Genomic DNA, 21,717 nt, shown 5'->3' with positions numbered 1-21,717 from the left:
GGGGGGGGGTGTTGGGGGGGGGGCGCCCCCCCCAGGGGGGTGCGGGGCCCCCCCCGGGCGGGGGGGGGGGGGGGGGGGGGGGGCCCCGGGGCCCCCCCGCCTCCCGTCCGTCGTGCTGGTGGCGTCGAGATCGTTACTCGGCGTCCTCCGCAGGCGCCTGCGCGACCCCCGCCGTGAAGGCGGAGAGGTCGACGTCGTCACCGTTGGTGTCCTTGACGGTCACCTTGGAGAGGACGGTCGCGACGGCCTTGGAGCGCGCGACCTCGCCGACCATGCCCGGAATCTGCCCGTTCTGGTCGATGACCTTGATGAACTCGCCCGGCTCCATGCCGTACTGCGCAGCGGCCTGGATGAGGTACTGCGTGAGCTCTTCCTGCGAGACCTGGATCGCTTCCTTCTCGGCGATCGAGTCGAGCAGGATCTGCGAGCGGAAGGCCTTCTCGCTGGACTCGGAGACCTCCTTGCGGTGCTCGTCGTCCTCGAGGCGGTTCTCCTGCTCGAGGTGGCGGTGCACCTCGTCCTCGATGAGCTGCTCCGAGATCGGGATGTCGACGTCCTCGATGAGCTTCTCGACGAGCTTGTCGCGAGCCGCGGCGCCCTGACCGAAGGTCTTGGACTTCGCGATCTGCTCCTTGAGGTCCGCCTTGAGCTCGTCGATCGTGTCGAACTGGCTGGCGATCTGCGCGAACTCGTCGTCGGCCTCGGGGAGCTCGCGCTCCTTGACGGCGGTGACGGTCACGGCGATCTGGGCGATCTCGCCTTCGCGGTCGCCACCGACGAGCTTCGACTCGAAGGTGGTGGACTCGCCGGCGGTGAGGGACTCGAGCGCTTCGTCGATGCCCTCGAGCAGGTCGCCGGAGCCGATCTCGTAGGAGACGCCGGTGGCCGAGTCGACCTCGTCGTCGCCGATGGTGGCGGTGAGGTCGATCTGGGCGAAGTCACCCGTCGTCGCCGGGCGGTCGACCGTGACGAGCGTGCCGAAGCGGGTGCGCAGGTTCTGCAGCTCCTCTTCGATCTCGTCGTCCGAGACCTCGACCGCGTCGACGGTGAGCTCGTACTTGTCGTACTCCGGCAGGTCGAACTCGGGACGGACGTCCACCTCGAAGGTGAGGACGAGGTCGCCCGTGAAGTCCTTGACGTTCGGGAGCTCGGCGACGTCGGCCTCGGCACGACCGAGGATGCGCAGCTCCTGCTCCTCCACCGCCTGGCGGTAGAAGTTGTCGATGGCGTCGCCGACGGCGTGGTTCAGGACCTCGCCGCGGCCGACGCGCTGGTCGACGATCGCCGGCGGGACCTTGCCCTTGCGGAAGCCGGGGATGTTGATCTGCTCGGCGATGTGCTTGTACGCGTGGTCGATGCTCGGCTTGAGATCTTCCGGCGTCACGTTCACGGTGAGCTTGACGCGGGTGTCGCTCACCTTGTCGACGGTGCTGGTGGCCAAGGGATGTTCTCCTGTTGGTTGACGTTCGTGTGGTCCTGGTCGGGGCGACAGGATTTGAACCTGCGACCTCCCGCTCCCAAAGCGGGCGCTCTACCAAGCTGAGCTACGCCCCGTTTGACTGGGCCAGGGGTGTCCGCGCACGCCGGTAGGGCGCATGCGACGCCGATGAGTCTAGCGGTCCCCGGGCGCGCGGTTCCCGGCAGGTTCGGAGCCGTCTTCGGCGTCGTCCTGCGCGCGTCGTCGCAGGCCCGTCCGCCACCGCACGCCGACGACGACCTGCACGCCGAGCGCGGCCACCGCGAGCAGGATGCCGGCGACGATGCGCCACGCGTGCAGGAGCGCGTGCGCGGGTTGGGTCTGCGGGTCCCCGAACAGCTCCGGCCGCAACGAGAGGACGATCGCGGCGAGGACGACCAGCACGTAGGAGAGCACCCGCGAGCGCTTGATCCGCCGGGCGTCCCGGTCGCTCGGCGGGAGCACGACCCGGGACGGCACGGTACGTGGTGACATGTCGGTGCTCGTTCGTCCGCTACGATGGTCGGGCTGCGCTTGGTGCGCAGGCGCGGGGATGTAGCTCAATGGTAGAGCCCCAGTCTTCCAAACTGGCCACGCGGGTTCGATTCCCGTCATCCCCTCCGGTTCCCGTCCGGCTCAGGTCGTCTTCGTGAGTCCGTGCTCGGTCTTCTCCCAGTAGTGCGGGCGCGTGATCAGCTGCCAGAGGCCCTTGTACGCCGCGATCGAGTGCAGGACCCAGTAGAACGGGTTGAGCAGCGCCCACCCCATCAGGTCGAAGCGCGCACGCTTGTACGGCCCCATCATGGTGAGGTAGATCATCGTCGCGTTGCCGAGCAGGAAGTCGAGCACGCAGAGCCAGAGCACGGGCGTCGGGAACACCGGCGCCGTCCACGAGCTCGGGAGCACGAACGTCGCGATGGTGACGACGATCCCGGGCAGCATCCCGAGGAACGTCAGCGGCGTCCCCGCGATGAGCAGCGTGAACGCGGCGGCGCGGCGCACCCCGATCTCCCGGACGAGCGCGCGGGGTCGGCGGGCGTGCACGAGGGCGGTCTGCATGTAGCCCTTGATCCACCGCGACCGCTGCCGCACGAAGTTCGGGATCGACGTGTTCGCCTCCTCCATGGTCGTGGAGTTGACGACGGACACGCGGTAGCCCACGGCGGACGCACGGATCCCGAGGTCGGCGTCCTCGGTGACGTTGTAGGGGTCCCAGCCACCGAGCTCGCGCAGGAGCTCGGTGCGGAAGTGGTTCGAGGTGCCGCCGAGCGGGATCGGGAGGTTCCGGGCGTCCAGCCCGGCGAGCATGTAGTCGAACCAGTAGGAGTACTCGAGCGTGAACATCCGGGTGAGGGCGTTCTCGTCAGCGTTGAAGTAGCTCAGGGCAGCCTGCACGCACACGGTGTCGGCACCGGCGCGGCCGAACGACACGAAGACCTTCTTGAGCTGGTCCGGGTCGGGACGGTCCTCGGCGTCGTAGATCACGACGTACTCGCCGCGCGCGATGGCGAGTCCGACGTTGCACGCGCGGGGCTTCGTCTGCGGCGTGCCCGGGGGGACGATGACGACGCGCATCCACGGCGGCGGGCTCGCGTCCAGGACGGCCTGTCGCGTCTCGTGGTCCTCGGCCTCCACGAGCACGAGGACCTCGAGCCGGTCTTTCGGCCAGTCGAGCACTTCGAGGTTGCGCACCAGGTCGTGCACGATGTTCGCCTCGCGGAAGACGGGCACGAGCACGGTGTACGTCGGCAGGGTCGATTCGTCGAGCGCCTCGATGTCCGCGGTCGACACCTGCTCGACGAGGTCGAACCGCGCCCCGACCATCGACACCCAGAACTTGAAGACGATCCCGGCGAGGAAGCCGAGCGAGAGGACCGCCGTCGCGATCGCGGCCGTGGTGCCTGGGGCGAGGACGAGGCAGAGGACGAACACCAGCAGGGCCGCGGCACCGCCGACCTGCTGTCCGCGCGACAGCACCGTGCGTGCCGACATCGCCGGGTTCGTGCGGGCGAGGTCGTGCGCGGCGATGTCCGCGAGCTCGTCGTCCAGCTCCCACATGATGCGCTGGCGGACGACGGACTCGTCGACGGTCCGGAGCACGACGGGCTCGCCGAACTCCTCGGTCAGCGCCGCCCGCAGCACGTCGGGGTCCGACCGACCGCTGGTGAGCACGAGCACGCCGTCACGGACCCGGGCCGAGGCGACCCAACCCTCGTCGACGTGCCGACGGACCGAGCACCGGTGGACGGGTCGCCAGTCGGTGTCCGCGCCGCGGTGACGCGGGGCCGCCGTGGGAGCGTCGGTCGGCACGAGCGCGGTCACGAGGCCACCGCCGCGACGAGGACGTGCATCCACTCGAGGACGACCTCGCGCTGGAACGCCGCTGCCCAGGCGAGCGGGATCTGCAGCGCCGCGAGCACGGTGATCAGCACGCTCGTGGTCCGGGTCGTCGCTCGGGGCAGGATCGCCACCGCGACCGCGAGCATCGTCACGAAGGTGTTGCCAGCGGTCGCAGCCGGGATCAGGCCGATCGCGTACCCGGCGAGGATCCCGGCGAACAGGACGAACACGATCGCGATCGCTCCCGGGCGGTGCACGAGGAGGGCGAGCAGGCACCCGGCCAGCACCATGGCACCGAGCAGGAGCCCGTCGAACGAGGTGAAGAGGTGGTCCAGGACCGCCAGACGCTGGGGGTCGAGGCTCACGGTGCGCCGGAGGGCCGCGAACGGATCCCGCAGGACGAGCAGGTCGAGGACGGCCACGGAGCCGAGGACCGCGACGCTCGGGAAGACGAGGACCATCGTGTTCGCGCGCCGGAGCCCGTGCTGCCCCTGCCGGGCCACCTCGAGCAGCGGGACCGTCACGGCTGCGACGACGACGTAGACGAGTCCCATCGGGTCGAGCAGTGTCGAGAGCATGAGCGACAGCCCGGCCCGGAAGCCAGCCTGCGTGTCGCCGTAGGACGAGAACCGCACCATGTCCGTCAGTGCGACGGCGAAGAGCGCGATGCCGAGGAAGGCCTGCAGGTCGTTCAGTGCCACGAACGCGTAGAGGGGGTTCGCCCCGAGCGCGATGGTGAACACGACGACCTTGCGCATCCGGACACCGCGCCGGAGCATCGCCTGTGCGAGGACCTGGAGGAAGACACCTGCCGCGACACCCCCGAGCACCGCGGCGCCGTGCACGCCGAACGGCAGGAACCGCAGCAGGACGCCGGAGAGCAGTGGGTAGAGCTGGCCGATCGCCTGGACCACTCCTCCGTCGAGCGCGGCGGTCGCCCGGTCCAGGGTGGCCTGGTTGCCGGTGGCCGCGAGCTGTGGAGTCGTCGCGGCGCCGACGGTGAGCAGTGCCACCGTCACGTAGGGCAGCGCGAACGCCGCGCGGAGCAGCCACCGCGTCGTGGACGCAGGGAGCGGCCGGAGGGCGGCGCGGGAAACCGAACGCGCTGGCGTCGAGACGACGATGCGTCGGGGAACCGAGACGGTCATGCGTGCTCCTTCGGGTGAGCAGACGTACGAGCCCCTCCATCCCAGTGCACGGACCGTTCCGCCGACAGACCACGAATGGGGTACAAACTTGTCCTCATTACGGCCCACTTGTGACCCATCCGGGGGGAATTCCCCTTCCCGTCCACACTGCCGGGCATGGGCCATCGGCAAAGACATGTTTGCAACGAACTGTTTGCAAACATGTCTTTGCGGTGTACGGTGGAGCCATGACCGACGAGACCCGCATCCTCGACGTCGCCGCCCTCAAGGCGCTGGCGCACCCGCTCCGGGCGCGCCTGCTCGACCTGCTCTCCCAGAACGGCCCCTCGACCGCGACGTCGCTCGGCGCGAAGCTGGGCGAGTCGAGCGGCTCGACGAGCTACCACCTCCGGCAGCTCGAGCGCCACGGGTTCGTGCACGAGCTCCCCGACCGCGGCAACGCCCGCGAGCGCTGGTGGGAACGCACCGCCGGCCGGATCAGCATCGGCAGCCCCGACGAGGGCCCGGCCTCCCCCGCGCAGCAGACGGCGACGCAGCTCGCGAGCCTCGCCGTCATGGACGCCGAGAACGACCTGGTGCGTGAGTGGACCACCCGCGACCCCGACACCGTCCCGGCCGACTGGCGTGGCGTCTCGGGGTCGTCGACCTACGTCGCGCTCACTCCCGACGAGTACGGCGCGATGTGGCGGGAGTTCGAGGCCGTCATCGAGCGGTACCGCGCCATCCGCGGGCAGGCGGCCGATCTGCCCGAGGGCGTCCGTCGCGTGTTCGCCCAGGTCCGCAGCGTCCCGATCATCGACGAGGAGCCGACACCGTGACCACCTACCAGCCCCGCACGCTCCCGGTCCCGCCGGTCTCGCCGGTCGAGGTCCTGACCAACCGGCTCGGCACAGCGCTCGTCCGCTGGAGCCTCCGGCACGCCGAACGTCGTGCCCTCCGAGCCGTCACGGCCCGCGAACGCGCCTTCCGTCGCGCCCTCGGCGAGCAGGCGTCTCCGGGCACGAGCACGAGGACCGACCTGATCGCGGCCGAACTCCGACGCCGCTGGTGACCCGCCCGGCCACCGTGCGCGGGCGTCAGGGACCCGCGAGCTCGAGGGTGATCGCCGGTTCGTCGCCGAGCTCGACACCCGCGCGACGACGCTCCGCTGCCCGGAGGGGCACGAGGTACCCGCCGTCCTTCGGGAAGAGCGAGGTCGTCCAGGTCACCGACCCGATCGTCACGCGGGCGGGGATCACGCCCCAGCCGTAGGTGAGCATCGGCGCGAGGTCGTGGATCACCTCGGCGGCGTCCGGTGGCACGACGGCGTAGAAGAACGGCGCCGGACCGCGCCACTCGATGACCTCGCCGGTGAACTGGAGCTCCACGTCGCGATCGTACGGCGCGCCGCACGCGGACGGGCGGGTTCGGCCGCGTTCGTGACCGTTCCGGTTCACGGTTCCCGGGTTCCGCGAACCAGAACGGTCAGCGCGCACGTGCAGATCCTGCTCCAGCGACGGGAGGCGAGGGACGGGACGGACGCGCCCCGCGCCTCCTGGACCGTGCCGAGGAGACGCGGGGCGCGAGCCGCCGCACCGGACGCGACGTCAGTGGTACGTCGCGGCCTGCCCGTAGAGCACCTGCGTCATCGACGACACGTACGACGCGACGTCACCGTCCGGCAGGTTGTACGTCATGAAGACGCCGTACCCGTCGGCCTTCGTGCGCTGTGCGAGCGACACTGCGGTGGACTGCGCCGTGTTCTGGATGTCCACCGCGGCGGCGGACAGCTTCGCCTTCCCGAGGCCCGGGATCGACGGCGCCGAGTAGGTGCCGTAGTACGGGTTCCAGGCGTAGTCGAGCTTCGAGCCGATGGTGCTGCTCGACGACGAGAGCGACGACGACGCCGGGCCGATGTCGTAGAACGAGATGAGCTTGCCGGGCATCTGGGCACGGAGCGCGGTGATGAGCCAGCCGATCGACTGCTGGTTCGGCTGCGGCGTGCCGTTCGCGCCGTAGTCCGAGTACTCGTCGTCGAGGTCGACCCCGTCGAGGCCGTACTTCGTGACCGTGGCGGTGACCTGGGACGCGAAGTCCGCGGCGGCTGCCTGGGTCGGGAAGTTGGCGATCCCGGCGCCCTGGTGGTTGCCGAGGATCGACAGCGAGACCTTGATGCCCTTGGCCTGCAGCGGCTTGATCTGCGTCGCCGCATCGTCGAGCGTCGCCTGCACCTTGTCATTGTTGTACAGGACGGCCTTCGAGCCGTTCCAGTTGATGTTCGCGGCGAAGATGATCGCCACGTCGAACGCGTTCGCCCCGTTCGCCAGCTGGTAACGGCCGACGTTCGCGAGCTGGTCGTTGTTGACCTCCACGTACGCGATGCTCGTGGGCCCGGACTTCGTCGCGCTGGTCGCAGACGCGGTTGCTCGCGCCGGGTCAGCCGACGCTGTGGACGGCACGAGTGGTGCCGCCACCATCGCGGCGATGGCCGCCACGATCCCGAACGTCATCGTCTTCTTCATCACATTCCTCCTTGAACGGTCAAACTCGAATGGGTCGAACTGGGACAGGTGGCTCAGCCGCGCGGGAAGCGGAAGGTCCGCACCTCGTAGGCGTCGACGGCGAACGAGGTCGCGTCCGTCTCGGTCAGCGGCTCCTCGAGCAAGGTGACCTCCGCCCCCGGACCGACCGGGCCGTCGACCACGATCCCGCCGGTCCCCCGCTGCCCGGACGGCTCGTACACCCGCACGACCAGGTCGCCGGAGCGGTCGTCGGCGAGCTTGACGCTCGACAGCACGACGTCCCCGGAGACCTGCACGAGCGGGTCGAACCCGTGCCCACCGGTGGTCACCCGTGCAGCGGCGTTCATGACCACGCCGGCCGCCGTCGCCCCGAGCTGGTCGGTGCCGATGACGATCCCGTACCGGTGCGTCTGCACGCCTTGGTCGGTCTCGGGGTCGGGGAACCGCGGTGCCCGCAGCAGTGAGAGCCGCACGGTGGTGGTCACGTGCCCGTCGACGGCGTCGCGCGTGGTGTCGAACCCGTGGATCGAGTCGTTCACGAGGGCGACGCCGAAGCCCGGCTCGGACACGAGCACGTAGCGGTGCATCGAGGTCTCGAACTTCGCGGCCTCCCACGAGGTGTTCGTGTGCGTCACCCGCTTCTGCGCCCCGAACTGCGTCTCGGCGACGGTGTGCTCGGCGCGGACGTCGAGCGGGAACGCGACCTTGAGGAACTTCTCGGTCTCGTGCCAGTCGGTCGTCTGGTCGAACTCCAGGGTGCGGGAGTCCGGCGCGAGCACGAGCTCCTGCCGGACCGTCGAGTCGCCGAACGCCCGCTCGACGACGACGCGCGCGACGCCGTCCGCGTCGACCGAACCGTGCAGCCCGGTGACCGACACGAGGTCCTCGACCCGGTTCCGGTAGTAGCGGTCGACGTCCCACGCGTCCCACATGTTCGGGAAGTCCTGGTGCAGCTGCAGCAGGTTCGCCGCCTGCCCCGGAGCGATCGCCTCGCGCCCGGTCGCCCGGTCGACGGCGCTCGTCACGAGCCCCTGCGCGTCGACCACGATCCGGACGAGGTCGTTGGCGAGCACGTAGCCGCCGTCCTCCTCGGTCAGTGCCACGGCGGCCGGCTCCGGCACGTCGGTCGCCAGGACCGCGCCCTGCGCGGGTGCGCCGGCCTGGAGGAACGGGGCCGGGTTCACGACGACGGCCGCGTCCCCGGTACCGGCGAGCGCCGACAGCGCCTGGTCGATGATCGCGGTCAGGGCGCGGTCCGTCTCGGCGTACTTCGCGACCGCTTCGCGGTGCACCCACGCGATCGAGGTCCCCGGCAGGATGTCGTGGAACTGCTGGAGCAGGACCTGCTGCCAGAGCGCGTCGAGCTCGTCGTACGGGTACTCGTACTCGGTCCGGGCCGCGGCGGTCGTGGCCCAGAGCTCGGCCTCGATGAGGAGCTGCTCGGAACGGCGGTTGCCCTGCTTCGTGCCGTGCTGGCTGGTCAGGGTCGCACGGTGCAGCTCGAGGTAGAGCTCCCCCACCCACACCGGCGGGTCGGTCAGCTCGGACTTCGCCCGGTCGAAGAACGTGTCCGGGTGCTCCCAGCGGACCTTCGCGCTCCCCTCGAGGTCGGCGAGGCGCTTCGCCGTGCCGGTCATCTCGCGGGTCGTACCGCCGCCGCCGTCGCCCCAGCCGACCGGCGCGATCGACCCCGAGGCGAGCCGGTTCTCGCGGAACTGCCGGGAGGCCTTCGCGACCTCGCTGCCGGACAGCCGCGAGTTGTAGGTGTCCATCGACGGGAAGTGCGAGAACACCCGCGACCCGTCGATGCCCTCCCAGAGGAAGGTGTGGTGCGGGAACTTGTTCACCTGGTTCCACGAGATCTTCTGCGTGAAGAACCACTCGAAGCCCGCGCGACGCATGAGCTGCGGCAGCGCCGGGGAGTACCCGAAGCTGTCCGGCAGCCAGACGCCCTTCGGCCGGATCCCGAACTCGCGCTCGAAGAACCGCTGCCCCTGCGAGAACTGGCGGACGATGCTCTCGCCCGTCGGCATCACGGTGTCGGACTCGACCCACATGCCGCCGATCGGCAGGAAGCGTCCGGCCGCCACGGCGGCCTTGACCCGGGCGTAGACCTCGGGCCGGTGCTCCTTGATCCACGCGTACTGCTGCGCGCTCGACATGCCGTACAGGAAGTCGTCGGTCTGGTCGATGAGCTCGGTCATCGTCGAGGTGGTGCGGGCGACCTTGCGGATCGTCTCGCGGACCGGCCAGAGCCAGGCGGAGTCGATGTGCGCGTGCCCGACGGCGGAGATCGTGTGGGCCGAGGCCTCGGCGGGCGCGGCGAGGACGTCCGCGAGGGCCGCTCGGGCCTCGGGGGCGGTCGCGGCGATGTGCTGCAGGTCGAGCCGGTCGAGGGCGTCGTCGAGGGCCTGCAGGATCCGCATCCGCCGCGGCCCCTCTGGGAGCTCGGCCTGCAGTTCGAGCAGGACGTCGATGTCGAGCGCGAGTTCGTGCACCTCGGACTCGAAGACGGCGAGGTCCATCCGGCGACTCGTGTAGAGGCGCGTCGACGACGAGGTCTGGACGTCGCCCTCCTGCGTCGGCAGGAAGGGGTGGTAGTCGAGCAGGACGGGGTTCGACGCCGCCTCGACGAAGAGCTCGACGGTCTCGCCGCCGACGGCCTCCTCCGCGACGAGCACCCACTGGTTGCGGGGGTTGATCGACTTCACGGGCGTGCCGTCCGCGCGGTAGACGAGTCCCTCGCACTGGAACCCGGGCATGTTCTTGTCGAAGCCGAGGTCGACGACGGCCTCCACGCGCCTGCCGGCCCACTCGTCCGGCACGGTCCCCCGCAGCCGGAACCAGGTCGTCCCCCACGCGGCACCCCACGTCGTGCCCACCTCGTACGGCGTGAACTCGAGCGCGAGCCCGGCCGCGGGCGGGATCGGCTCCCCCGGCAGCTCGTGCCACGCGGTCTCGAGCGGCGTCGCGGTGGCGTGCACCGCCGGCAGGATGCGTTCGTCGAGGACGCGTCGTGCCCGGCCGGTGGTGAGGGGGATGTCGTCGTGCATGGGGACCTTCCTGGTGGGAGGGCCGGCGTCGGTGCCGGCGGGTCGGGCGGTGGGGCGGCTCAGGCCATCGTGGCCGGGTGGGCCACCGACAGGAGCTCGGTGGCGGTGTCCTCGGGGACGTCGACGCACCGGGTGATGCCCCGGGCGGCGAGCAGCGCGTGGTCGTCGACCCGCGAGCGCAGGACCACCTGGGGGCCGCGTCCGTCCGGGGTGGCCTCGGCGAGGTCGAGCCAGGCGGCGGCGAACCGGCCTCCCGGCGCGCAGTCGGCCCGGAGGCCGCCGCGTGCGGTGCTGCCGTCGGCGAGCACGTCGTCCAGCACGAGGGCGGTGGCCGGCGGCGCGGACACGGCACCGGTCGTGTCGGCCCGGCCGCGGGTGCCGTGCTCGCGGGCGAGGGCGGCGAAGGCCTCCCCCGCCGGCTTCAGCCGACCGTCGTTCGTGAAGAGGCCGAGGTCGTACTCGAGCTCCGGGAAGTCCGCGAGCGACCGCGAGACGTCGTGCGAGCACCACCACGTGACGCCGAGCACGTGCTGCGCGTCGAGCACGTGCCGGATCGTCCGCTCGGTGAACGCGGCGGCGTCGGCGGGGTCGACCACGTTCGTCGGGGCGCCCACCTCCTGCAGCCAGTTCGGGCGCTCGGGGTCGCGGTTCCACGCGCTCGCGAGCTGCAGCAGGTACTCGCCGTGGCGGACCGAGCCGGCCCCGAGTGCGCCGTGCAGGGTCGCCGAGCCGTTGAACACCCACGAATGCGTGACGGTCGCGTCGCCGTGGTCGGCCGCGTGTTCGGGGCCGAACGGCTGGGCGTCGTCGTACCAGGCCGCGTCGTACTGCGCGACGGTGACCAGGGGCCGTGGACGCGACCCGGTGCCGGGGCGGGCGGACGGCTCCGAGCCGAGCCGCGCCTCCAGGCCGACCGGACTCGACAGCCCGGCCCGCGCTGCCGCGACCATCGCGGCCGCCCACGCGTGCCCCTGCTCCGCCGTGATGTCGTGCGGTGTCGGGTGCGGCGCGTGCGCGAACTGGTTCACCTCGTTGCCGATGGTGATCCCGAGCAGGTTCGGCTTGTCGGCGACGGACGCGGCGAGCGCCTCGACGTAGGCCGCCGTCGACGCGACCACGTCCGGGTCGGTGAACATGTTCCGGCGGTGCCAGCTCTCGAGCCACGAGGGCACGAAGTCGAAGCTCGACAGGTGCCCCTGCAGCGCGTCGACGTTGACGTCGAGCCCGAACGAGCCCGCGATGTCGACGACCGTCGCGACGTCCCGGAGCGCCGGCTGCCGGATGAGCGTCCGGTTCGGCTGCACGACCGGCCAGAGCGGGAAGATCCGCACGTGGTCCGCGCCAAGCGACGCGATCTGCTCCATGTCCCGCGCCGTGTCCGACGGCGAGAAGTCGAGCCACGAGTGGAACCAGCCGACCGAGGGGGTGTGGTTGACGCCGAAGCGCATCAGCCCTTCACCCCGCCCTCTTCGACGCCCTTGAAGAAGAACCGCTGCAGGATCGCGAAGATCACCGCGATCGGGATGAACGCGATCATCGTGCCGGCCGCGATCATGCGCTGGTCGGTCGCGAAGGTGCCCTGCAGGTACTGCAGCCCGACGGTCAGCGTCAGCTTGTCCGGCGACTGCAGCACGATGAGCGGCCAGAGGAAGTCGTCCCACGCGCCGATGAACGAGAAGATCGCGATGACGGCGATGGTCCCCTGCACGGCGGGCAGCGAGATGTACCGGAGCCGCTGCAGGGCGTTCGCGCCGTCCATCACGGCTGCCTGGTCGATCTCCTCGGGGATCTGCCGGAACGCGTTGAACATGAGCAGGACGTTGAGCGCCGCGATCATGCCGGGCAGGGCGACGCCGACGAGGGAGTCGGCGAGGCCGAGGTCCTTCACGGTGACGAACTGGGAGATGATCGTCGCCTCGCCCGGGAGCACCAGGGTGGCCAGGAAGAGCCCGAGCACGGCCTTTCGGAAGCGCCACTGCAGCCGGGCGAGCGCGAAGCCCGCGAGGGTCGCGAACACGATGTTGCCGAGCACGTCGATCGCGGCGACGACGAGGGAGTTGCCGATGTACCCGAACACGGGGATCGCCTCGCCCACCCGCAGGTAGTTGCCGAAGGTCGGCTGCGTCGGGATGAAGGACGGGTTCGCCGTGTAGATGTCCTCCCCCGTGCCCTTGAGCGAGGTCGACAGCTGCCAGAGGAACGGCCCGATCGTGACGAAGAGGACCACGACGAGCAGGACGTAGCGGAGCACCTTCTCGCGGGTGGACATGACGCCCCACGCGGCGCGGCGCCGCTTGCGTCCGTTGCGTCCGTTGCGTCCGTCGCGCCCGTTGCGTCCGTTCGGCCGGGAGGCGCGGCTCCCGTCGGTCGCGCCGGTCACGTCCGGCGTGGGTGCGGCCGCGCCGGCGGCGCCCCCGAGGACGGGTTCGGTGGTCGAGGTCGTGTTGGTCACTTGTCCGCCTTGCTGTTCATCCGGGCGAGGGCGAGCATCGGGATGAGCGTCACGACGAAGAGCAGGAGGCTCAGGGCGGACGCGTAGCCGAGGTTGCCGGTGAAACCGCGGGCGTACTGCTGGATGAGCATGACGAGCGAGTTGTCCTGCCCGCCCGGTCCGCCGGTGCCGTTGGTGAGGATGTAGAGCTCGCTGAACACCCGGAGCGCGCTCACGCACACGAGGATGCCGACGAGGGTCATGGTCCCCCGGACACCGGGCATGGTCACGGACCAGAACCGGCGGACGGAGCCGGCGCCGTCGAGGGCCGCGGCTTCGTGCAGGTCCTTGCCGACGTTCCCGAGGGCCGCCAGGAAGATGATCATGTAGTACCCGAGGCCCTTCCAGACCGTCAGGCTGATCGCGCTGAAGACGAGCAGCCACCGGTCGGTGAGGAACGGGATGGAGCTCTGCACGATCCCGAGGGACTGCGCCATCTCGTTGATGACCCCGCGGTCGTCGAGGATCCAGTTCCAGATGAGCCCGACGACGACGGCGCTGGCGATCACCGGCGTGTAGTACGCGGTCCGGAAGAACGCGATGCCGGGGAGCTTCCGCTCGACGAGCACCGCCATGAGCAGCGGGAGCACCGTCAGCAGCGGCAGGCACACCGCCATGTAGATGACGCTGTTGAGGAGCGCCTCCCACACCTGCGGGTCGGCGAGCAGCGTCTCGAAGTTCTTGAGGCCCACCCACTGGCTCACGCCCCCGAGCGGGCTGGCGTTGGTGAACGACAGCCGGACGGTGTTGATCGACGGCCAGAGACTGAACGCGAGCAACCAGACGAGCGCCGGCAGGACGAGCAGCCAGGGCGTGAACCAGCGGTTGGCGCGCATCAGCTGTTCGCCAGCAGGCTGTTCATCTTGGTCTGGGCGGTCTGCAGCGCCTGCTTCGGCGTCGTGCCGCCCTTCATCGCCAGAGCGATCTGCTGGTCGAGGAAGTCCGTCATCGCCGAATTCGCCTCGACCGGGTTGAGGTTCTTCGCCGTCTTCAGGGCGTCGTTGGCGAGCACGCGGGCCTTGGCCTCGACGGTGCCGTCGTCCTTCGAGAAGTACGGGTCGGACTGCGACGAGGTGGTCGACGGGAAGATGTTCACCAGGTGGGCGAAGGCCTCCTGGTTCTTCGCGTTCGTCATGAACGCGGCGAGCGCCTCGGCCGTGGCGATGTGCTTGCTCTTGGCGCTGACGCTGAGGCCCTGCACGTACAGCGGCGGGTTGTCGAGGGCCGACGACACGACGATGTTGCCCTTGAGCGACGGGTTGTTCTTCTCGAAGTCGCTGATCGCGGTGGCGCCACCGGTGGTCCAGGCGACCTTGCCCTGCGTGAACAGGGTGGAGTTGCCGAGGTAGTCGGTGTTCAGGACGGACGAGGGCATCAGGCCCTCTTTGTAGGCCTTCGCGTACTTCGCGATGAGGTCGGCCGCCTTCGACGAGTTCGCGAAGGTGAACTTCGTGCCCTGGTCGTTGATGATCTTGACGCCGGCGAGCGAGAAGTCCGACAGGCCGGGCTTGCGGCTCATCAGGTAGTCGTCCGGGCACTTCTGGTGCATGGTCTCGGCCTGCGCGAACAGCTCGTCCGTGGTCTTCGGCGGGTTCGCCGGGTCGAGGCCGCACTGCTCGAACATCGTCTTGTTCCAGTAGTCGACGTCGGTGTTGAGGTACCACGGGTAGCCGAAGGTGCCGTCGACGCCCTTGTAGTTGTAGGCAGCGAGCGCACCCTTGACGTACGTGCTCGAGAGCTTCGAGTCGTCCTTCGCGACGTCCTGCAGGAAGCCGCGCTTGGCGAGGGGCAGGGCGATGTCCGGCGGCAGGTTGATCACGTCGGGCAGGGAGTTCGACGACGCCTGGCTGAGGACCTTGTCGGCGTAGCCGTCGCCGGGCTGGTCGACGAGCTTCACCTTCGCGTCCGGGTACTTCGCCTCGAAGTCCTTGATCACGCCGTTGAGGTAGTCCGTGTAGGTCGGGGTCAGCGCCCAGGTCTGCAGGGTGATCGATCCGTCGACCTTGCCGCTCCCGCCGCCGCTGCCGGCGCTGCTGCCGCTCGAGCAGGCGGTCAGCGCGAGGGCCGTGACGGCCGCTCCGGCGAGGACCGCGAGGGCGCGTCCCGTCGTCCTGCGTGTGGTGTTCTTCATCGCTCGTGACTCCTTCGTCGTGGTGCGCGTCGTGCTGAACCGGTTCAGTCCCCGTCACCGATCCGTGTGAATGGAGCGATGATTTCCGACTAAAGCGTTATAGTCAACCCTGTGGCCCAGAACCGTCGCACGACGATCGCCGACATCGCCGCACGAGCCGGCGTGTCCATCAGCGCCGTCTCGTTCGCGCTCAACGACCGGCCCGGCGTGTCCGACGAGACCCGCGCGCGGGTGCAGGCCATCGCCCGCGAACTCGACTGGCAGCCGCACACCGCCGCACGCGCCCTGGGCGGTGCGAAGGCCGGGTCGATCGGCTTCGTGCTGAACCGGCCGGCCCGAACACTCGGCACCGAGTCGTTCTTCGGCGACCTCATCTCGGGGATCCAGCTCGGGCTCGCCGGCAGTCACGTCGGCATGAACCTCCTCGTCGCGCGGGACGCCGCCGAGGAGCTCCAGACCTACCGCGACTGGTGGCGCGGACACCGGGTCGACGGCGTGATCGTGATCGACCCCCGCCGCGACGACGACCGGCTCACGCTGCTCACCGAGCTCGGGATGCCCACCGTCGTCGTCGGGTCGCACCCCTCGGCCGAGCCCGCGGCACCGACGGTCTGGATCGACGACTCCGACGCGACCGACACCGTGCTGCGGTACCTGCACGCGCTCGGGCACCGGCGGATCGCGCACGTCGCCGGACGACCGGAGTTCGAGCACACGGCGATGCGGATCGACCGCCTCCGCGAGTTCACCGCGGCCGAGGGGCTCGAGGACGCCGTGTCGATCCCGACCGACTACTCCGCCGAGGCCGGGGCGAGCGCGACCAGGACCCTGCTCTCGCAGGGCGTCCGCCCCACCGCGATCGTGTACGACAACGACGTGCTCGCGGTCGCCGGACTGGGCGTGGCCAGCGAGATGGGGGTGAACGTGCCGGGGGACGTCTCGATCGTGTCGTTCGACGACTCGGCGATGGTCCGGCTCGTGCGGCCGTCGATCACCTCGCTCACGCGTGACACGGTCGAGCTCGGGCAGCGGGCGGCGACGCTCCTCCGCGAGCAGATCGACACCGGCTCGCCGCTGCCGTCGCGTCCGGGGCCGTCGCTGACGCTGAGCGTCCGGGAGTCGACCGGCCGCGTGCGCCCGTGATCCCTCCGACCCGCGGGACAGTGTGCGAGGTTCCGCCCGCCGTGCGACGTCGCGACCGCCGCACGGTGCGCGGAACCTCGCACACTGCTCGTACGCCCGTCGACACGCCGATCCCGGGCGCCGCGTGCGCACGGGCAGCGCGGCCGACTTGACGCCGGTTCGAACACACGTTCGAATACTCTCGTGGGACGGCGTCGCGAGAACCGGTGGCAGCCCCCGGAACACCCGGAGGTCGAGCGTCCGCGCGCCTACTCCCTCTCCGAGGACGCCCGCGGTCCGGACGCCTGCCACGCCGTCACCCCCGTGCCGGTCTGGGCGTGGGTCCAGTTCCCCACGTTCCACGTCCGCGTGAAGGCCTTCGCGAAGAGCTGGACCCGCGACGCCGTCCTCGTCGAGTGGGCGCAGTTCGGGCAGCAGGCGAACGCGTGGGTGTGGCGGTCCGCGGTGAAGCACCGCACCCTGCGCGCGGATGCGACGCGGCGCAGTCCGCAGAACGCACCGCCGCATTGACTTGCCCGGACATGGCGAGGATCGTTTACGGAACACCGGTACAGCAAGTAACTCACTGATCGAGACATTCGGTCCGAGTGCTGACACTGGGAGGAGGCACCATGAAGAAGAGCGAGGTGCCGTCCTGGGTTGCCCACGTGCTCACCCCACCCGAGGTCATCGCGGCTTACGTCGAACGACGGGTCAACGACCCGGCGTTGCTGACGGGTGAACACACGGAACCCACGTACGCGGACTTCCTCCGCGACGAGTAGACGGTCTTCCCGGAGGCGCGGTACACGTTCCGGACTCACGGAACGGGATCCGCGCCTCCCGTTCGACCGCCCCGATCACGACGTGCGGACAGCGTCACGCCCACGCTCGCGGCGGTGACGCACGCGAGGGCGACGACCTCGAGCAGCGCGAGCCCTTCGTGCAGGATCAGCAGGCCCGCGAGGGCCGCGATCGCCGGCCCGAGGCTCTGCAGCACCCCGAAGACACGGGTCGGCATCCGCCGGAGCGCGAGCATCTCGAGCGCGTAGGGCAGGACGCTCGAGAGCACGGCGACGCCGCCGAACACGAGGAGGAGCACCGGTTCACGGACGACCCCGTCGACCGCCGACCGGAGCCCGAACGGCAGCGACACGAGCATCGCGACGAGCATCGACACGGCGAGCCCGTCCACACCGGGGATCGCGGCGCCCACGTGCCGGTTCATGACGATGTAGCCCGCCCAGCACACCGCGGCGAGGACGGCGAACACGACACCGCCGACCGCGGTCACCGCCGCCGGACCGACCCCGAGCAGGACGACCCCGGCGAGCGCCAGCACCGCCCAGAGCACGTCGCGCCACCGTCGGGTGTGCACAAGCGAGAGGGCGAGCGGGCCGAGGAACTCGATCGTCACCGCGACCCCGATCGGGATGCTCGCGAACGCCACGTAGATGAAGACGTTCATGCCGCCGAGCGCCAGCCCGAGGCCGATCGCACCGAGCCACTGCTGCCGGGTCCAGTGCCGGACGCGCGGCCGGACCACGAGCGCGAGGACGACGGCCCCGATGACGAGCCGCAGTGTGGCGGCGCCGACCGAGCCGACGTCGTCGAACCGGGTCTTCGCGATCGCGGCGCCGAGTTGCACGGACACCATCGCCGCGAGGGCGAGGAGCGGCGCCGGGACGCGGTTCACCGGTGCACCGTCACCCGAGGTAGGCGAGCACGGCGAGGACCCGGCGGTGGTCCTCGCCCGTGTCCTCGAGCGCGAGCTTGCCGAAGATGCTCGAGACGTGCTTCTCGACCGCGCCGGTGCCGATCACGAGCGCGCGGGCGATCGCGGCGTTGGTGCGCCCCTCGGCCATCAGCCCGAGGACGTCGCGCTCGCGCGGCGTGAGCGCTGCGAGCGGGTCACGGCGGCGGCTCATGAGCTGGGTGACGACCTCGGGGTCGAGCACGGTGCCGCCGGCGGCGATGCGGCGGACGGCGTCGTCGATCTCCTCGAGCCGGGTGACGCGGTCCTTGAGCAGGTAGCCGATGCCGGTCGCGCCCGCCGCGAGGACGTCCTCGGCGTAGGTGGCCTCGACGTACTGGGACAGCAGGAGCACCCCGGTGCGCGGAGCCCGGCGCCGGGTCTCGACGGCTGCGCGGACGCCCTCGTCGGTGAAGGTCGGCGGCATCCGCACGTCCATCACCACGACGTCGGGGGCACCGTCGGGGAGCGTGGCGAGGAAGGAGTCGGCGTCGGCGTACTGCCCGATCACGTCGATGCCCGCTTCGTCGAGCACGCGCGAGAGTCCTTCGCGCAGGAGCACGGCGTCGTCGACGACGACGGCCCGGATGCGTGCTGCATCCGGGCCGTCGCTCATGCCGACCAGCCTAGTGGGAGCGCGGACGCTCCCGGGGGCTCACGAGCGCGTCGTGGGCACGCCGTTCAGGGCGCCGAGCGGGATCCGTGCCGTCGCCTCGGTCGGACCGCCCTCGGGGCTCGAGACCGTCAGCTCGCCGTCGAGGGCGCGCATCCGACCCATCAGCCCCTCGATGCCGTGCCCCTCCTGCGGCCGGGCACCGCCGCGGCCGTCGTCGGTGACACTCACCGTGAGGTACCAGACGCCCGACGCGTCGACCACGAGCCCCAGGTACACCCCGGCGGTCGAGGCACCGGCGTGCTTCGTGGTGTTCGTCAGCAGCTCGCTCACCGTGAAGTACACGTTGCGCTGGATCTCGGTCGCGAGTTCGAGCCCGTCGGGCAGGCGGACGTCGAGCCCGACGGGGATGGGGGTCCGGGCGACGAGGGCCTCGAGCGCGGCGACGAGTCCCCGGTCGAGCAGGATGGGCGGTGCGAACCCGCGGGACAGGGCCCGCAGTTCGTCGAGGGCGTCCTGAGCGTGCGTCGACGCTTCGCCGATGAGCTGCTTCGCCTTCGCCGGGTCCTTGTCGAAGGCGCGCTCGGCCGCGGACAGGTCCATGCGCAGGCGGACGAGTCGCTGCTGCGGCCCGTCGTGCAGGTCCCGCTCGATCTGCCGCAGGGCCTGCCCCTCGGCGGTGACGGCACCGGCACGGGAGGCCTGGAGCCCGGCGACCCGACGCTCGAGCTGCTCCGCACGGAACCCGCCGAGCAGACCGAAGTCGATCCAGAAGTGCGCGATCACGGAACCGCGGGCCCACAGCGGGAAGAGCACCACCGAGGCGGCCATCGACAGGAGCCCGAGGAACCCGAAGCCCACGACGGACGTCATGTCCCATCCGAAGTACTGCGCGCTCATGCCGTTCACGAACGCGACCCCGGCGAGCCCGATCGGCCAGAGGAAGCCCGCGAGGAGCAGTGCGCCGGCACCCACCGTGCAGAGCGCCGCGATCGGGTACACGACCGCCGCGTGCAGCAGGTACAGCCAGTAGTGCGGGTTGGCGACGGCCGAGCCCGTGCGCGTCCACCAGTTCTGCTGCCACCGGGGCGTCCAGTCGACCGGGCGGATCGGGCGGCTGTCGGCCCACCCGATGCGGAGCTTCTCGAACTGTCCGAGCCACCGCGCGACGAACAGCGCGATGAAGAACATCAGCAGGACGAACGGGTTGAAGAGGTCGCGGAAGCCGCCACCGAAGATCGCCGCGGGGAACGCGGCGTAGAGCGTGCAGAGCAGCACCGCCGTCAGGGCCATGTAGCCGAAGTCGCGCGGCAGGCGCTTCCACGCCTCGCGGTAGAACGCACCGGCGGTCATGCCCGTGCCCGACCCGGACCCGGCGCTCGCGGGCGGCGTCGACGACCACGACGGGGGCGTCTGGTTCGGCTGTGCGGGCATCGGTTCGGTGGCTCCTGGCGGGACGGAGTCGTGCAGCGGGACGGTCTCGGCTTGGTCGAGGCGGGCGGTGTCGGTCATGACACCAAGCCTCGCGATCACCGGCTCGATCCCCCATCCTGCCCCCTCCCGAACCGGAGGTGGGGTTATCCCCCGCACCGGCGTACCGTGTGGGCCATGGGGAACACCACGGGGGTCCGGGTCGCGTCGGCGGCCGCCATTGTCGCAGCGCTCGTCTTCGGTGCCGAGGGGCTCGGCGACGCGTGGGGGGTCCTCGCCTTCGGCCCACCGGCGTTGCGGCTCACCGGAACGGTCGTCGCCGGCGTCTGCGGAGCGGTCGTGCTCGTCGCCGCCCTGCGTTCCCGGGACCGCCGCGCCCTCGCGTTCGGGGTCGCCGTGCTCGCGTTCGCCCTCGCCTGGGCCGTTCCCGGGCCGATCGCTTCGGGACTGTACTGGGTCGCCCGTGCTGCGCTCGTGGCGTTCGGCGTGCTGACCGTCCGAGGTCTGCGCGGACCGCAGCGCGCGCTCGGCTGGATCGTGACGATCGCCGCTGCCCTGTGGTTCATCGCGGCACTGCTCACGCAGACGGTCCCACCGCCGTCCACCACACAAGCGGTGCTCGTCGTCGTGTACGCGATCCCGAGCCTGCTGCAGGCGATCGCGTTCCTCGCGGCGGCGGTCCTCGTCGCCGTGCCCCTGCTCCGCCCGGTCGGCACCGGCGTCTCGTCGCTCTGGTCCTCCGCCGAGGTCCGCTGACCCGCACGCTCCACAGATCGGACACCAGCGCCCTCGCCCGGGTGTCCGACATGGCAGCGTCACGGCGTGGAAGATGCACTCCGAGCACTGGTGGACGCCGTCGGCCTCGACGTTCGCTACTGGGACGAGGTCCTCACCGACGACGAGCGGTGGACACTCGACCTCGGCTCGACGGCCGACCACGTCTGGGTTGCGTCGTCCGCCCGCACCGAGGTGTGGCTCCGACGCGGCGACGACGTCTGGGTGGTCTCACCGGGGACCGCAGCGATCGTCGCGCCGGGAGCCCCGGTGACGGTGGGCACCGGCCCGGAGCGCTCACCAGCACCGACGGCCGACGATGCGTGGTGCAGTCCGACGGGCGTCCACGTCGGGACCGCGTCGTTCGGCCCGTTCGTCGACGAAGCGCTCGGGCTCGGCGCGCTCGTCCACACCGAGCCACCCGAGGCACCGCACGAGGACGTCGTGCTCGCCCTCGCCCACATCGCGTCGCTCGTCGGCGGCCGGTGGAGGGCATCGCGCCGGGACGCCCTCGCGCGTGTCGTCGTCATGACCGTGCTCGGCGACAACCCACCGTCGTTCCTCGCGGATGCGAGCCTGACCCCGTGCATCGATCGACTCCTCGACGGCGGTGACCCCGTGCCGATCGACGAGCTGCGGCGCGGCACCGGCATGTCGGCGAGCACCGTGCGGCGCCGGTTCCGCGCGACGACCGGCTGCTCGCCCGAGGAGCTCCGGCGGTGGTTCCGGTCGCTCGCCCTCCGTGCCGCACTCGCCGCCGACGACGCCGACCCGGCCGCCGTCGCTGCCCACGCCGGGTTCAGCACCACGACTTCGATGCGGCGCTCGCTCCGGCGCGTGCGAGCGCCCGATGTCCGTGTTCCGCCCGCGCTCTGACCGTTCTGGTTCGCGGATCCCGGGATCC

20 protein-coding genes, 2 tRNA genes and 1 pseudogene are annotated in these 21,717 nt (G+C 70.8%); 8 read left to right on the top strand and 15 right to left on the bottom strand.

The genetic code is table 11. From position 1 onward, the window contains the following. From tig to J2X60_RS15420, 3 genes and pseudogenes are all read right to left on the bottom strand, one after another. Positions 1 to 1,441 (bottom strand): annotated as a pseudogene (gene tig, locus J2X60_RS15430) (trigger factor); the annotation flags it as partial. Positions 1,442 to 1,477: 36 nt separating this feature from the next. Next, a tRNA-Pro gene (locus J2X60_RS15425) sits at positions 1,478 to 1,554 on the bottom strand. 58 nt (positions 1,555 to 1,612) lie between these two features. Next, a complete protein-coding gene (locus tag J2X60_RS15420) occupies positions 1,613 to 1,951 on the bottom strand; it encodes a hypothetical protein (RefSeq protein ID WP_309888712.1) in 339 nt (112 codons plus the stop codon). 54 nt (positions 1,952 to 2,005) lie between these two features. On the opposite strand from J2X60_RS15420, the gene J2X60_RS15415 reads away from it, so the two are divergent. Next, positions 2,006 to 2,076 (top strand) — tRNA-Gly (locus J2X60_RS15415). Positions 2,077 to 2,092: 16 nt separating this feature from the next. Here J2X60_RS15415 and J2X60_RS15410 read toward each other — a convergent pair. Next, positions 2,093 to 3,778 (bottom strand): glycosyltransferase, encoded by a 1,686-nt coding sequence (locus tag J2X60_RS15410; RefSeq protein ID WP_309779022.1) that lies wholly within the window; start codon positions 3,776 to 3,778, stop codon positions 2,093 to 2,095. Then, positions 3,775 to 4,944 (bottom strand): hypothetical protein, encoded by a 1,170-nt coding sequence (locus J2X60_RS15405; protein ID WP_309779021.1) that lies wholly within the window; start codon positions 4,942 to 4,944, stop codon positions 3,775 to 3,777. Before J2X60_RS15405 ends, J2X60_RS15410 begins: the two co-directional genes overlap by 4 nt. Before the next feature lie 227 nt (positions 4,945 to 5,171). Here J2X60_RS15405 and J2X60_RS15400 point away from each other — a divergent pair, with 227 nt between their 5' ends. Then, entirely contained in the window at positions 5,172 to 5,762 is a 591-nt protein-coding gene (locus J2X60_RS15400) for a transcriptional regulator (protein ID WP_071295888.1), read from the top strand. After that, on the top strand, positions 5,759 to 5,995 hold the full coding sequence (locus tag J2X60_RS15395; protein WP_309888710.1) for a hypothetical protein: 237 nt from the start codon (positions 5,759 to 5,761) through the stop codon (positions 5,993 to 5,995). Before J2X60_RS15400 ends, J2X60_RS15395 begins: the two co-directional genes overlap by 4 nt. A gap of 25 nt (positions 5,996 to 6,020) precedes the next feature. Here the strand turns inward: J2X60_RS15395 and J2X60_RS15390 are convergent, their stop codons facing one another. The 7 genes from J2X60_RS15390 to J2X60_RS15360 form a co-directional block, all read right to left on the bottom strand. Beyond that, the gene (locus tag J2X60_RS15390) at positions 6,021 to 6,311 is read right to left on the bottom strand and encodes a DUF1905 domain-containing protein (protein WP_070416579.1); all 291 of its coding nucleotides are present in this window, start codon (positions 6,309 to 6,311) and stop codon (positions 6,021 to 6,023) included. A 219-nt stretch (positions 6,312 to 6,530) separates the two neighbouring features. Beyond that, a complete protein-coding gene (locus J2X60_RS15385) occupies positions 6,531 to 7,445 on the bottom strand; it encodes an endo-beta-N-acetylglucosaminidase H (RefSeq protein WP_309888708.1) in 915 nt (304 codons plus the stop codon). 53 nt (positions 7,446 to 7,498) lie between these two features. Further along, the gene (locus J2X60_RS15380) at positions 7,499 to 10,498 is read right to left on the bottom strand and encodes a glycoside hydrolase family 38 C-terminal domain-containing protein (protein ID WP_309888706.1); all 3,000 of its coding nucleotides are present in this window, start codon (positions 10,496 to 10,498) and stop codon (positions 7,499 to 7,501) included. Positions 10,499 to 10,557: 59 nt separating this feature from the next. After that, on the bottom strand, positions 10,558 to 11,946 hold the full coding sequence (locus J2X60_RS15375) for a cellulase family glycosylhydrolase (RefSeq protein ID WP_309888704.1): 1,389 nt from the start codon (positions 11,944 to 11,946) through the stop codon (positions 10,558 to 10,560). Continuing rightward, the gene (locus J2X60_RS15370) at positions 11,946 to 12,950 is read right to left on the bottom strand and encodes a carbohydrate ABC transporter permease (RefSeq protein ID WP_309888702.1); all 1,005 of its coding nucleotides are present in this window, start codon (positions 12,948 to 12,950) and stop codon (positions 11,946 to 11,948) included. Before J2X60_RS15370 ends, J2X60_RS15375 begins: the two co-directional genes overlap by 1 nt. Then, positions 12,947 to 13,825 (bottom strand): carbohydrate ABC transporter permease, encoded by an 879-nt coding sequence (locus J2X60_RS15365; protein ID WP_070416584.1) that lies wholly within the window; start codon positions 13,823 to 13,825, stop codon positions 12,947 to 12,949. Before J2X60_RS15365 ends, J2X60_RS15370 begins: the two co-directional genes overlap by 4 nt. Beyond that, complete coding sequence (locus J2X60_RS15360) at positions 13,825 to 15,120, bottom strand: sugar ABC transporter substrate-binding protein (RefSeq protein ID WP_309888699.1); 1,296 nt, start codon at positions 15,118 to 15,120, stop codon at positions 13,825 to 13,827. Before J2X60_RS15360 ends, J2X60_RS15365 begins: the two co-directional genes overlap by 1 nt. Positions 15,121 to 15,231: 111 nt before the next feature. Between J2X60_RS15360 and J2X60_RS15355 the strand changes: the two genes are divergently transcribed. The 3 genes from J2X60_RS15355 (at position 15,232) to J2X60_RS15345 (ending at position 17,027) form a co-directional block, all read left to right on the top strand. Next, positions 15,232 to 16,263, top strand: a complete 1,032-nt coding sequence (locus J2X60_RS15355) for a LacI family DNA-binding transcriptional regulator (protein WP_309888697.1) — start codon at positions 15,232 to 15,234, stop codon at positions 16,261 to 16,263. Between the two features lie 183 nt (positions 16,264 to 16,446). After that, positions 16,447 to 16,773 carry a hypothetical protein gene (locus tag J2X60_RS15350; RefSeq protein ID WP_309888695.1) on the top strand — a complete coding sequence of 109 codons (327 nt, stop codon included), beginning with the start codon at positions 16,447 to 16,449 and terminating at the stop codon, positions 16,771 to 16,773. Between the two features lie 101 nt (positions 16,774 to 16,874). Beyond that, on the top strand, positions 16,875 to 17,027 hold the full coding sequence (locus J2X60_RS15345; protein WP_156794738.1) for a hypothetical protein: 153 nt from the start codon (positions 16,875 to 16,877) through the stop codon (positions 17,025 to 17,027). A gap of 35 nt (positions 17,028 to 17,062) precedes the next feature. Here the strand turns inward: J2X60_RS15345 and J2X60_RS15340 are convergent, their stop codons facing one another. From J2X60_RS15340 to J2X60_RS15330, 3 genes are read right to left on the bottom strand one after another with little or no spacing between them, the layout of a single operon-like run. Continuing rightward, positions 17,063 to 17,938, bottom strand: coding sequence for an EamA family transporter (locus J2X60_RS15340; RefSeq protein ID WP_309779010.1), 876 nt, complete (start codon positions 17,936 to 17,938; stop codon positions 17,063 to 17,065). Positions 17,939 to 17,948: 10 nt separating this feature from the next. Beyond that, positions 17,949 to 18,611: a response regulator transcription factor gene (locus tag J2X60_RS15335; RefSeq protein ID WP_070416588.1), complete on the bottom strand. Its 663-nt coding sequence runs from the start codon at positions 18,609 to 18,611 to the stop codon at positions 17,949 to 17,951. Between the two features lie 39 nt (positions 18,612 to 18,650). After that, entirely contained in the window at positions 18,651 to 20,120 is a 1,470-nt protein-coding gene (locus tag J2X60_RS15330; RefSeq protein WP_309888692.1) for a sensor histidine kinase, read from the bottom strand. Positions 20,121 to 20,216: 96 nt separating this feature from the next. Between J2X60_RS15330 and J2X60_RS15325 the strand changes: the two genes are divergently transcribed. Beyond that, complete coding sequence (locus J2X60_RS15325; protein WP_309888690.1) at positions 20,217 to 20,795, top strand: hypothetical protein; 579 nt, start codon at positions 20,217 to 20,219, stop codon at positions 20,793 to 20,795. Positions 20,796 to 20,861: 66 nt separating this feature from the next. Further along, complete coding sequence (locus J2X60_RS15320; protein ID WP_309888688.1) at positions 20,862 to 21,689, top strand: helix-turn-helix domain-containing protein; 828 nt, start codon at positions 20,862 to 20,864, stop codon at positions 21,687 to 21,689. The last annotated feature ends 28 nt before the right edge of the window (positions 21,690 to 21,717 follow it).

Origin of the sequence: Curtobacterium sp. 320, from assembly GCF_031455235.1 — a bacterium.
Classification (GTDB): domain Bacteria; phylum Actinomycetota; class Actinomycetes; order Actinomycetales; family Microbacteriaceae; genus Curtobacterium.
The sequence above is the reverse complement of the archived record's forward strand: the minus strand, read 5'-3'. Positions and strand labels throughout refer to the sequence as shown.